At 70.0% G+C, this 11429-nt stretch carries 13 protein-coding genes; 6 read left to right on the top strand and 7 right to left on the bottom strand.

Annotated features, from left to right (window positions below; genetic code table 11):
* Window positions 1-31 precede the first annotated feature (31 nt).
* Both ABD108_RS07405 and ABD108_RS07400 read left to right on the top strand, forming a co-directional pair.
* Entirely contained in the window at window positions 32-646 is a 615-nt protein-coding gene (locus tag ABD108_RS07405; RefSeq protein ID WP_343929928.1) for a TetR/AcrR family transcriptional regulator, read from the top strand.
* Window positions 643-2004, top strand: coding sequence for a flavin monoamine oxidase family protein (locus ABD108_RS07400; protein WP_220657783.1), 1362 nt, complete (start codon window positions 643-645; stop codon window positions 2002-2004). The genes ABD108_RS07405 and ABD108_RS07400 overlap by 4 nt, the downstream gene beginning before the upstream one ends.
* On the opposite strand, the gene purB is transcribed toward ABD108_RS07400, so the two are convergent.
* From purB to purD, 3 genes are all read right to left on the bottom strand, one after another.
* Window positions 1980-3407 carry an adenylosuccinate lyase gene (gene purB / locus ABD108_RS07395; protein WP_220657782.1) on the bottom strand — a complete coding sequence of 476 codons (1428 nt, stop codon included), beginning with the start codon at window positions 3405-3407 and terminating at the stop codon, window positions 1980-1982. The two genes, ABD108_RS07400 and purB, sit on opposite strands and share 25 nt — an antisense overlap.
* A gap of 34 nt (window positions 3408-3441) precedes the next feature.
* Window positions 3442-4053, bottom strand: coding sequence for a TetR/AcrR family transcriptional regulator (locus ABD108_RS07390; RefSeq protein ID WP_343929927.1), 612 nt, complete (start codon window positions 4051-4053; stop codon window positions 3442-3444).
* An 81-nt stretch (window positions 4054-4134) separates the two neighbouring features.
* The gene (gene purD / locus ABD108_RS07385; RefSeq protein WP_305111193.1) at window positions 4135-5370 is read right to left on the bottom strand and encodes a phosphoribosylamine--glycine ligase; all 1236 of its coding nucleotides are present in this window, start codon (window positions 5368-5370) and stop codon (window positions 4135-4137) included.
* 92 nt (window positions 5371-5462) lie between these two features.
* Here purD and ABD108_RS07380 point away from each other — a divergent pair, with 92 nt between their 5' ends.
* From ABD108_RS07380 to ABD108_RS07370, 3 genes are read left to right on the top strand one after another with little or no spacing between them, the layout of a single operon-like run.
* A complete protein-coding gene (locus tag ABD108_RS07380) occupies window positions 5463-6464 on the top strand; it encodes a serine hydrolase (RefSeq protein ID WP_343929926.1) in 1002 nt (333 codons plus the stop codon).
* A 9-nt stretch (window positions 6465-6473) separates the two neighbouring features.
* The gene (locus tag ABD108_RS07375; RefSeq protein ID WP_343929925.1) at window positions 6474-6938 is read left to right on the top strand and encodes an ArsR/SmtB family transcription factor; all 465 of its coding nucleotides are present in this window, start codon (window positions 6474-6476) and stop codon (window positions 6936-6938) included.
* A 9-nt stretch (window positions 6939-6947) separates the two neighbouring features.
* Entirely contained in the window at window positions 6948-7373 is a 426-nt protein-coding gene (locus tag ABD108_RS07370; RefSeq protein WP_220657777.1) for an HIT family protein, read from the top strand.
* Window positions 7374-7377: 4 nt separating this feature from the next.
* Here ABD108_RS07370 and ABD108_RS07365 read toward each other — a convergent pair whose 3' ends face one another.
* The 4 genes from ABD108_RS07365 to ABD108_RS07350 form a co-directional block, all read right to left on the bottom strand.
* The gene (locus ABD108_RS07365; RefSeq protein WP_343929924.1) at window positions 7378-8784 is read right to left on the bottom strand and encodes a sensor histidine kinase; all 1407 of its coding nucleotides are present in this window, start codon (window positions 8782-8784) and stop codon (window positions 7378-7380) included.
* Between the two features lie 5 nt (window positions 8785-8789).
* A complete protein-coding gene (locus tag ABD108_RS07360; RefSeq protein WP_220657775.1) occupies window positions 8790-9497 on the bottom strand; it encodes a response regulator transcription factor in 708 nt (235 codons plus the stop codon).
* A 102-nt stretch (window positions 9498-9599) separates the two neighbouring features.
* Complete coding sequence (locus ABD108_RS07355) at window positions 9600-9935, bottom strand: GNAT family N-acetyltransferase (protein WP_220657774.1); 336 nt, start codon at window positions 9933-9935, stop codon at window positions 9600-9602.
* On the bottom strand, window positions 9932-10924 hold the full coding sequence (locus tag ABD108_RS07350) for a pirin family protein (RefSeq protein ID WP_343929923.1): 993 nt from the start codon (window positions 10922-10924) through the stop codon (window positions 9932-9934). Before ABD108_RS07350 ends, ABD108_RS07355 begins: the two co-directional genes overlap by 4 nt.
* Before the next feature lie 18 nt (window positions 10925-10942).
* Here ABD108_RS07350 and ABD108_RS07345 point away from each other — a divergent pair, with 18 nt between their 5' ends.
* Complete coding sequence (locus tag ABD108_RS07345; RefSeq protein WP_220657772.1) at window positions 10943-11407, top strand: carboxymuconolactone decarboxylase family protein; 465 nt, start codon at window positions 10943-10945, stop codon at window positions 11405-11407.
* Window positions 11408-11429: the final 22 nt, after the last annotated feature.

The following is an 11429-nucleotide window of genomic DNA, read 5'->3' as shown; positions in this document are numbered from 1 at the left end:
TGAAACAGTCGTTTCAATCGAGAGGTACAGCATGCCGGAATCGACTTCGCAGAACATGACGGCCCGAAAAGCCGAGCTGCTCGAATCCGCAGTCGACTACATCTACCGTCACGGACTCGCCGATCTCTCGCTGCGGCCATTAGCAGCAGCGATCGGTACCAGCGCACGCCTACTCGTGTACCACTTCGGCTCCAAGGAGCAGTTGATCACCGACGCACTCGACGGCGTGCGCGCACGCCAGGAGGCCTTGGTCGGTGAATGGCTGGACACAACCGACGACCAATCGTTCGAGCACGTGATGGAGCGATTCTGGAGCGCCAGCTCGAGTCCGGAGGCGCAGGCGTACGGCCGACTCTTCTTCGAGGCCTACGGCATGTCGCTGATCGACGACGCACGACTCCCCGGATTCCTCGACGGCTCGGTGCGGCGTTGGGTCGACCTGATCGCCGGAGCCCTCGTCACCGAAGGCGTGCCCACCGACCAGGCGGAGACGCTCGCCACGTCCGCACTGGCAGTACACCGCGGCCTTCTCCTCGACCTACTCGCCACCGGAGATCGGGAACGCGTCGACACCGCACACCACCACCTGACCCAGTCACTCGCAGCAGCGGCTGCAACGGCGACCGCCCCCAGGGGACCGCGATGACATCGACGGATAGCTACGACGCGATCGTCGTGGGTGCGGGTCTATCCGGCCTCACGGCGGCGGATGATCTGCGCCGCACAGGCGCCGACGTCTGCGTCGTCGAAGCGCGCGACCGTATCGGCGGCAGGATTCTGACCCGCCGCAGCAGGTCCGGCGCACCGGTCGAGATGGGAGCTGCGTTCGTCGGCCCGCGCCAATACGAGATCCAGGTGCTAGCGAGACGCCACGGCCTCGCCTTGAAGCCGACGTGGGACGACGGTGTGCACCTGGGCCAGTTCGGTGGTGCGGTACGCACGTGGCGGGGCGGCCTGCCCTTCATCGGACCGCTGAACTCTGCATCAGCTCTGGCCGGCATCGCCTTGATGAACCGCCTGTCGCGGCAGATCACCCCAGAGCGACCGTGGTCGTCGAAGCGGGCCGGAAGTCTCGACGCACTCTCGGTTGAAGAATGGCTCGCCGGACTACCTCTCCCCCATGAATCCCGCGCACTGCTGACGACGAGCCTCCGTTCGATCTTCGCTGCGGATCTCGCCGAGATCTCCCTGCTACACGCTCTGACGTGCATCCGCTCCGCGGACGGATTCCGGAACTACATGCGGGCCAGCGGGAAGCAGCAACTCCGGTTTGCGGACGGTGCCTCCTCGCTGTGCGATGCACTCGCCGAACCGCTGCGATCCTCGATTCGACTGTCGGAACCCGTGCGCGCCATCACATCCGGATCCTCCGTGACAGTGTGGACCGACCGCGGCGAGATCGTCGCGCCCCGCGTGATCGTCGCCATTCCGCCACGGCACGTCGGGCAGATCGATTACACACCAGTTCTTTCCGATACTCGTCAGCGAGTACTCCACGACTTCACCGACGGTCAGGTTCTCAAATACCACCTGCTGTACCGAGAGCCGTTCTGGCGAACGCGAAACCTGAGCGGCAAGTCGATGTCACACGATGGCCTGGTCACCATGACGTTCGACCACTCGACCGAGGATGAAGGCACTCTCGTCGCATTCGTGGTGGGAGCACACGCACGACGGCTCTTACACTTGCCTCAACAGGAACGAGTCAGCGCCGTGACGCACGCTCTGGTCGACCGGTTCGGGGATGAAGTCCGAAGCCCCGTCGAGTCGCTTGTCCACGAGTGGAACGAGGACCCCTGGTCGTCGGGGTGCTTCGCGGGATTCCTCCCCCCGGGATCGTGGACCTCGCACCCCACCGAGCCCGCCGCTCCTCACGGCCGGATTCACTTCGCCGGCACCGAGACAGCAACGCGGTATTTCGGCGCCATGGAGGGTGCAGTCACTGCGGGCCAGCGGGCAGCCCGCGAGGTGCTCGCAGCTCAGAGGATGGGGGCGGGGGCGTAGCTCGCGGCGTCGGGGTGCTTGGCCGCGAGGGCTTCGACGTCGGAGACGACCTGGGCCACCTGGGCCTCCGCGGCACCGGTGAAGGCGGCGCGGTCGGCCAGCGCCTCATCGAGCTGTGCGCGGGACAGGCCGAGCCGGGAGTCGCCGGCGAGACGGTCGAGCAGATCGGGCTCGCGGCCCTCCTCGCGCATCGCCAGGGCCACGGCGACGGCGTGCTCCTTGATCGCCTCGTGCGCCACCTCGCGACCGACGCCGGCCCGGACCGCGGCCATCAGTACGCGGGTGGTGGCGAGGAAGGGCAGGTAGCGGTTCAGTTCGTTCTCGATCACGGCCGGGTAGGCGCCGAACTCGGCGAGCACCGTCAGGAAGGTCTCGAAGAGGCCGTCGAGCGCGAAGAAGGCGTCGGGCAGGGCCACGCGGCGGATCACGGAGCAGAATACATCGCCCTCGTTCCACTGCGCGCCGGCCATCTCGGCGGCCATGGAGCCGTAGCCCCGCAGGATCACCGTGAGCCCGTTCACGCGCTCGCAGGAGCGGGTGTTCATCTTGTGCGGCATCGCCGAGCTGCCCACCTGGCCGGGCTGGAAGCCCTCGGTGACCAGCTCGTGCCCGGCCATGAGCCGGATGGTGGTGGCCATGGACGACGGTCCCGCCGCCAGCTGCACCAGCGCACTCACCACGTCGTGGTCGAGCGAGCGCGGGTACACCTGGCCTACGGACACGAGCGACTGCGAGAAGCCGAGGTGCGCGGCGACCCGCGCCTCCAGCTCGTCCAGCTTCGCCGCATCGCCGCCGAGCAGGTCGAGCATGTCCTGCGAGGTGCCCATCGGGCCCTTGATGCCGCGCAGCGGGTAGCGGGAGATCAGATCATCGACGCGGGCGATCGCGACGAGCAGCTCGTTCGCGGCCGAGGCGAACCGCTTGCCCAGCGTGGTGGCCTGCGCCGCGACGTTGTGCGAGCGTCCGGCCATCACCACCGAGGAGTACTGCGCGGCGCGCTCGGCGAGCCGGACGGCCACCGTCACCGCGTGATCGCGGACGTACTCGAGCGAGCGCAGGATCTGCAGCTGCTCCACGTTCTCGGTGAGGTCGCGGCTGGTCATGCCCTTGTGGATCTGCTCGAACCCGGCGAGCTCGCTGAACTCCTCGATCCGCGCCTTCACATCGTGGCGGGTGATCCGCTCGCGCGCGGCGATGGAATCCAGATCGACCTGATCGACCACGGCCTCGTAGGCCTCGACGGCACCGTCGGGCACGTCGATCCCGAGGTCGCGCTGCGCCTTGAGCACCGCGATCCACAGCTGCCGCTCCAGCACGATCTTGTACTCGGGCGACCACAGCTCACGCATGCGCGGGCTGGCGTACCGGTTGGCGAGGACGTTCGGGATGCGGGGAGTGCTCACCCCGCGATTCTCTCATGCACTGCGGGGACGCCCGTCAGGGAAGCATCGGGGCCAGATCGTCGATCACCGCGGCAACGGCATCGCGGACGGCGCGAGCCACATCGGTGCCGTGATCGGTGAACGCGGCCAGGGCCGCACCGTCCTCGATCGCCATCAACCGGTCGATGCAGGCGCGGTCGGCCCGCCGCCCGGAGCGCTCCAGGACCTCCACGTGCAGCTCGGCGAGGGCGCCGCGGACCTGCGCCTGCATCTGCGCCAGTTGCGGGTCACGCGTGCACACCACGAGCCGCTCGTACCGCGACACCAGGGCGCTGCGCTGCGCCTCGGTCTCGCAGGCGAAGAAGACGCTCGCGATCAGCCTGGCCAATGCGCCCTCGCCGCGGCGGCGCCGGCTCACCCCGCCGACCCGGGCACGGACTGCAGCGATGTCGTGATCGCCCGCGTAGGCGACCGCGTTCGAGAGCAGATCGCCCAGCGACTCGAAGTAGTACGTGGTGGCTGCCAACGGGATGTGCGCCCGGTGCGCCACTGCGCGATGCCGCACGGATTCGAAACCGCCCTCCACGAGGAGCTCTCCGGCGGCGGCCACCAGAGCCGCGCGCCGGCGCTCGCCCTTGGGAGTGGTCGCGGCTGTCACCTTGGACATGGTGCCAGGGCACCCGGCTCGCAAAGCCGGTTTCGCGCAAATAGCCCAGCGGGTTTCGTCCCACTCGGAGAATTGCAGTCGTTACAGCGCCTGGTGACCGATGTCCGTGCGGAAATGACTGCCCGGCAGCTTGATCCGGTCGAGCTTGGCGTAGGCGTCCGCGCGGGCCGCGCCGAGGTCGTCTCCGACACCGACCACGTTGAGCACACGGCCACCGTTGGACACGAGCCGTCCGTCCGCGTCGCGCGCGGTACCGGCGTGATAGACCCCGGCACCGTCGGCGCCGGTGATCACATCGCCCTTGCGGGGCGTGCCCGGGTAGTTCTCGGCGGCGAGCACCACGGTGATGGCGGCACCGTCGCGCCACTGGAGCGGCGGCAGCTCGGCGAGCGTACCGGTGGCGGTGGCGTTCAGCGCCTGTCCCAGTGGAGATTCCAGGAGGCTCAGCACGGCCTGCGTCTCCGGGTCACCGAAGCGGCAGTTGAACTCCACCACCGCGGGACCCTCGGTTCCCATCGCGAGGCCGGCGTAGAGGAGCCCCGAGAAGGGCACGCCCCGGCGCACCATCTCGCGGGCGACCGGGCGCACCACGGTCTCCACGATCTCCTCGGTGGCACCGTCGGCGAGCCAGGGCAGGGGCGAGTACGCGCCCATGCCGCCGGTGTTGGGGCCGGTGTCGCCGTCGCCGACGCGCTTGTGGTCCTGCGCGGGCAGCAGGGGCACCACGGTCTCGCCGTCGACGAGGCAGAAGAGCGAGACCTCGGGGCCGTCGAGGAAGGATTCGAAGAGGGCGGGGCGGCCGGACTCGAGGAGGTCGGCGGCGTGCGCGCGGGCCTCGGCACGGTCGGCCGTGACCACCACGCCCTTGCCGGCGGCGAGACCGTCGTCCTTGATCACCCAGGTGGGGCCGAACCGATCCAGCGCGGCGTCGATGAGCGCAGGGCTGTCGACCACCTCGCTGCGGGCGGTGCGGACGCCGGCGGCCTCCATGACGTCCTTGGCGAAGGCCTTCGAGCCCTCGATCTTCGCCGCCTCCGCGGAGGGGCCGAACGCGGCGATGCCGCGGGCCCGGACGGCGTCGGCGACGCCGAGCACCAGGGGCACTTCGGGGCCGATCACCACGAGGTCGGCGCCGAGCCGCTCGGCCAGCGCCGCGACCTCATCGCCGGAAGAGGCGTCGACGTCGTGGTTCGTGGCGAGCGCCGCGGTGCCGGGATTACCCGGGGCCGCATGCAACTCGGTGACCTGGGGGTCGCGCGACAGCGCGTCGAGGAGGGCGTGTTCGCGGCCGCCGGTGCCGATGACGAGTACTCGCACGTCGCCGACCTTACCGGCGCAGGGGCTGTACACCCGACACCAGCATGGGTATCGTTATTCCGGAATTCCGATCTATCGTTCTTGGAGGGTTCATGCGCCGCACACTGATCACCGCCGTCGTCGCAGCGATGCTGGTCGCCGTCCCCGCCCCGGCGGCGCTGGCCGCCCCCTGTGCCCCGCCGGCCGCGACGGACACGAGCACGGCAGCGGGCTGGGTCGGCTACCTCGCGGAGCACCGCGACGACGTCGCGCTCGTGGTGGACGACGGGCGGGGCGGCACCGTCCGGCACCGTGCCGACGCGGCCATGCCCACCGCCTCGATGGTCAAGCTCATCCATCTCGCCGCCCTCACCGGCCGGGCGGGGGTCGGACGGATCGACCTCAACGAGCGGATCCCGATCGCCGACTGGCAGCGGTGGTACGTGGACTACCGGGGCACGCCGCTCGACGGCGGAGCCCACGCCGAAGCGCTGAAATACCTGGGGATCCCCGCGACGAAGGGCGTGCCCGACGACGCCTCCGGCACCGTCTCCCTGTATCAGCTCGCCGATGTGATGATCCGGTTCTCCGACAGCGCGGCCCCCGATGCCCTCCGCGCACGGCTGGGCGACGATGCGCTGCAGGACGTCATGACGCGGTACGGCATGCCGGGCCCGGTCCCCTCGATGAAGAACCTGTACGACGGGCTGCTCGCGAGCGGGGCGAGCACCGCCGCGCAGCTGACCTCCGCCACGGATCGGACCTATTCGGCACCGGCGTCGTCGTTCGCCCGGCTGGTCGGTGACCTCGCCTCCGGCCGGTTCGGTCCGGGCTCCGAGACCGCGCGCCGATTCCTCGAGTTCCAGGACGCGCGACCGAGCGGCCTGCTCGCCCTCGGGTTCAAGGGCGGTTCCCTCCCCGGCATCCGGACGGAGGCCTTCGAGGGCCGCCGGCCCGACGGTTCCGTCACCGTCGGCGTCCTGATGGTGCGCCGCGCGTCGGCGGCGGATCTGCGCAAGGACGACGAGGCGGGGATGCCGCACCAACGGATGCTGCTCGCCGCCATGACCGACGGTGCGGCCCGCGAGCGCGTGGCCTGCGCACTCCGCACGTAATCTAGGCCCATGACCGAGGACGATCGTCTCGCCGACCTGGAAGTGCGGGTCGCCGCGCTCGAGGCGGCGCTGGGGACGGCGGCCGCGCAATCACCCGCCGCCGGTGCGGGAGCGGTGGGCTACGGCGGCGAGGTCTCCCTGCACGGCGAGGTCACATGGCGCGTCGACTACTCGGCGGGCGCCGCCGCCGCCCTGCCGGCCGAGCGGATCGCCGCGGTGCTCGGAGCGCTCGGACACCCGGCCCGGATCGAGATCGTGCAGGAACTGCTGCGCGGGCCGCGCACCGCCGCCGAACTGCTCGACCTGGTGGACGCGGGATCGAAGGGGCAGCTGTACCACCATCTCGGTGCGCTGGCCGCGGCGAACGTCATCGAGAAGCAGGCCCGCGGCAATTACGGTGTGGCGGCGCAGAAGGTGGTGCCCACGCTCATCGCGATGCTCACCGCGGCGGACATCGGCGGGCTGCTCCGATAGCCTGGCGGTATGGCTACTGATGCGAATGGCGCCTCCGGCACCGTCTTCTCGAAGATCATCGCCGGCGAGCTCCCGGGCCGGTTCGTGTACCAGGACGATTCGGTGGTGGCGTTCCTGACCATCGCGCCGCTCACGCAGGGCCACGTGCTCGTGGTCCCGCGCGCCGAGGTCGACCACTGGGAGTCGGTCGACGAGGAGCTGTGGAACCACCTCTCCGACGTGAGCCGCCGGATCGGCCGCGCCGTCAAGGTGGCCTTCGATGCGCCCCGCGCCGGCATGGTGATCGCGGGGCTCGAGGTGCCGCACCTGCACATCCACGTCTTCCCGGCGTACACGCTGAGCGACTTCGACTTCGGCCAGGCCGATCCCAATCCGTCGGCCGAGTCGCTCGACGAGGCGCAGACCAAGATCGTCGAGGCGCTCGCCGCCGTCTGATCCGCTAGCGCGGCAACCGCACCGTGAAGGTCGCGCCCGCACCGGGTGCGGTGTTCACCGTGACGTTGCCGCCGTGCCGGTCGACGATGCCGTGCACGATCGAGAGGCCCAGTCCCGCACCGCCACTGCCGCGGCTGCGGGAGGAGTCGGTGCGGTAGAACCGCTCGAAGACGCGTGCGGCCTCACCGGTCTCCATCCCCGGTCCGGTATCGGCGACCTCGACGACGGCCGCGTCCGGCAGTCCCTCGATGCGCACCCGGACCTCGGCGTCCTCGGGGGTGTGCCGCAGCGCGTTCGAGACCAGGTTGGTGATCACCTGGTGCAGCCGGTCGCGGTCGCCGGACACCATCACGGCACCGTCGGCATCGGCTCCGGCCACGTCGATCTCGATGTCGCGCTTCGGTTCCCGCGCCTGCGCCGCGCGCACCACATCCTCCCCCACCGCGGCGAGGTCGACCGGTTCGGCGGCCAGGGGGCGACGCGCATCGAGCCGCGCGAGAAGCAGCAGATCCTCCACCAGCAGGCCCATCCGCTGCGCCTCGGCCTCGATGTGCGCCATGACGTAGTCGGTGTCATCGGTCGCGCCCTGCCGGTACAGCTCCGCGAAGCCCCGGATCGAGGTGAGCGGGGTGCGCAGCTCGTGCGAGGCGTCGCCCACGAATCGGCGCATCCGCTCCTCGTCGGCCCTGGCCCGTTCCTCGGACGCGGCGACCTGGCCGAACGAGTCCTGCACCTGGTGCAGCATCGTGTTGAGCGACGAGGACAGCCGGCCCACCTCGGTGTTCGGCGGGGCATCGGGAACGCGGCGGGTGAGATCGCCGGCCGCGATGGCCTCCGCCGTGGCCTCGACCTGTTCCAGGGGCCGCAGCGAGCGGCGCACCACGAGGTAGCCCACGCCGCCCGCGATCACCAGCACCGCGCCGCCGATCAGCAGCTCCAGTTCGACCAGCGTGCGGATGGTGGAGTCCACCTCCGTGAGCGTGACCGCCACGAAGGTCACGCCGTACTGCGAGTGCGACTGCACCACCCGCCACTGCGGACCGTCGCCGCCGACGGAGTCCACCGTGGCCGCGTCGCTGCCGAGCGGGTCGAGGCCGCTGAGATCGGGCCGGTCGGTGAAGTCAGGGTTGCTGATCTGCAGCTGGCTGCCGTCGGGCAGGAAGGTGGCCTGGTAGAAGCGGGTGGGTGGTCCGCCGCGCGGCGGTGCCGGGAAGTTCGGTGGCTTCGGCCGGGCCCACGTATCGGCGGCCTGCCGCAGCGTCTGGTCCTCCCGGGCGATCAGCTGGTCCTTCATCGCCGCGGTGAGCGCGGTCCCCGAGACGAGCAGGCCGAGGAAGACCACGCCCACCACCACGGCGACGAGCGAGAACCGCAGGGGCACCCGCGCCGCGAGCCCGGTCCGGTTCGTCATCGCCGCTACCGCGGCTCGCGCAGGACGTAGCCCACGCCGCGCAGCGTGTGGATCAGGCGGGTCTCCCCCGTATCCACCTTGCGCCGCAGGTACGAGACGTAGGACTCGACCACGTTCACATCGCCACCGAAATCGTAGTGCCACACGTGATCGAGGATCCGCGGCTTGGACAGCACCACACCCGCGTTGACCATGAAGTACCGCAGCAGGGTGAACTCGGTGGGCGAGAGTGCCACCAGCTCACCGGCCTTCCACACCTCGTGCGTCTCGTCGTCCAGCTCGAGATCGGCGAACTTCAGGCGGGTGATCTCCTCGTGTTCGCCGAATCCGCTGCGCCGCAACAGCACGTTGATCCGCGCCACCACCTCTTCGAGACTGAAGGGTTTGGTCACGTAATCGTCGCCGCCGAGGGTGAGCCCGGCCACCTTGTCCTCCACCGAATCCCGCGCGGTGAGGAACAGCGCGGGCGCCTCGACACCGTCCTGCCGCAGTCGCTTGAGCAGCCCCAGGCCGTCCATCCCGGGCATCATGATGTCGAGCACCATCACATCGGGGCGGAAGGTGCGCACGCGGTCGAGTGCCGCGGGCCCGTCCTGGGCCACCGTCACGTCGAAGCCCTGGAACTTCAGGCTCACCTGCAGGAGTTCCCGGATGCTCTGCTCATCGTCGACGACGAGCACCTTGGGCTGGATCGTCTCTTGCGCACTGGACACAACGCCATCGTGCCCCGCCGCCCGGCGAGCGGTCTGACAGATCGCTGGCAGTTTCCTGTGAACCGGAGCGCCCCGCGACCTGTCCGAGACCGCCCGCGAGCGTCACCCGCGGCTGCTGAGGAACTGCAGGATCTCCGGGGTCACGGGATCGACGAGGTCGGCCACCTCGTCGTGCTTGCTCACGTACTTGGCCACCAGCGGGCACACCGGCACGACCCGCTTGCCCGCCGCGCGGGTGTCGACCAGGGCGTCGTGCACCAGGACCGAGCTGAGCCCACGGCCGGAGAACTTCTCATCGAGCTCGGTGTGCGGGAAGATCCGCTGCTCGCCGCGGTCGATGAACACGGTGAAGCCGGCGAGCTCACCGTTCACGGCGATCTCGTAGCGCCCCGCCTCGTCGTTGCGGGTGACGACGTTCTGATCCTGCTGTTCGGTCACTGGGAGCTCCTCTTGCGTGGCTTGAGTCGGGTGGTGGGCAGCGGCGGGGCGGGCAGGTACTGATCGTCGCGCCAACCGTCCACACTGCCGAAACGCACGTCCCGCGCCTGCCATTCCTCGCGGTACCGGGCGATGTCCTCGTGACTGCGGCCGACGAAGTTCCACCACATCACGATGTCCTCGTCGAACGGGACTCCGCCGAGCAGAACGGCGCGCGCCGGGACGTCGGTGGGATTGTGCAGGCGGATCCCGCCGAGCCCCGTGCCCACGTAGCCGAGGTCGCCGCGGGCGAGCGCGACACCGTCGAACAGCAGGCGCTCGGTGTCCAGGAGGACCCCGTGCTCGAAATCGGGATTCACCGCGAGCGCGACGCGGGCGCCCGGGGCGAGCACGAGCTCGGCGCCGAGCAGCGGCGTCGCGGTGGACACCTCGGCGGTACTGCCCGCCAGCTCACCGATGAACACCTTCACGGTGCCGCCGGGCCCGTCGGCACGGACGTCGGGCAGGTCGACGGTGGGCGGGGCGTAGTGCTGGAAGCCGTTGTCGGCATTGCGCACCCGATCGGGCAGCGCGAGCCACAGTTGCACGCCGTGCAGCCGCTCCGTCTGCGGGGTCGACACCTCCGAGTGGCTGATACCGAAGCCGGCGGACATGAGGTTCAGCTCGCCCGGCAGCACCGGGGCGTGCACGCCGGCGCTGTCGGTGTGCTCGATCTCGCCCTCGAACAGCCAGCTCACCGTTTGCAATCCGGTATGCGGGTGCGGCGGCACGTTCATCCCGCCCGTGCTCGTCACGTCGTCGGGGCCGTAGTGGTCGGCGAAGCACCAGGCACCGATCATCGACCGGTCGTGCGTGGGCAGCGTGCGGCGCACCGTCATCGCCCGGGGCCCGCCGAGCGGCACCTCCCGCGCGGCGATGACCTCGACGGTGCCGGAGCCGCCCCCGGCCGTGCATTCGATCTCCTGCGGATCCGGATCGACATTGCTCATGGAACTAGCCTAGGTGCCATGGCAGCCGAACGCGTTCGCATCGACAAGGCGTCACCCGAGACGTACAAGAAACTGGTGGGTGTCTCGACCGAGGTCGGCACCGTGGCCGCCGCGGCGGGACTGAGCCGGGCCGTGGTGGAGCTGGTGAACCTGCGGTGCTCGCAGATCAACGGCTGCGCGTACTGCCTGTCGCTGCATCACGACCTCGGCATCGCGGCCGGCCTCACCGAACAGCAGATCGCCGTGCTCCCCGCCTGGCGCGATGCGCCCGCCCTGTTCGACGATCAGCAGCGCGCCGCGCTGGAGATCGCCGAGCTGGTGACGAACCTGCCGCCGCACCACGCCGCCGACATCGCCTACGACCGCGCCACAGACGTGCTCGACACCGATCAGACCGCCGCACTGATCTGGGCCGCCATCGCGATCAACGCCTTCAACCGGCTGTCCATCGTGAGCGGCTACGAGGTGCGCAAGAAGGCCTGAGTCACGACGACGATCCGCCCCA

Source organism: Tsukamurella strandjordii (assembly GCF_039525985.1).
GTDB lineage: Bacteria > Actinomycetota > Actinomycetes > Mycobacteriales > Mycobacteriaceae > Tsukamurella > Tsukamurella strandjordii.
This window is presented reverse-complemented; position numbering and strand designations above follow the sequence as displayed.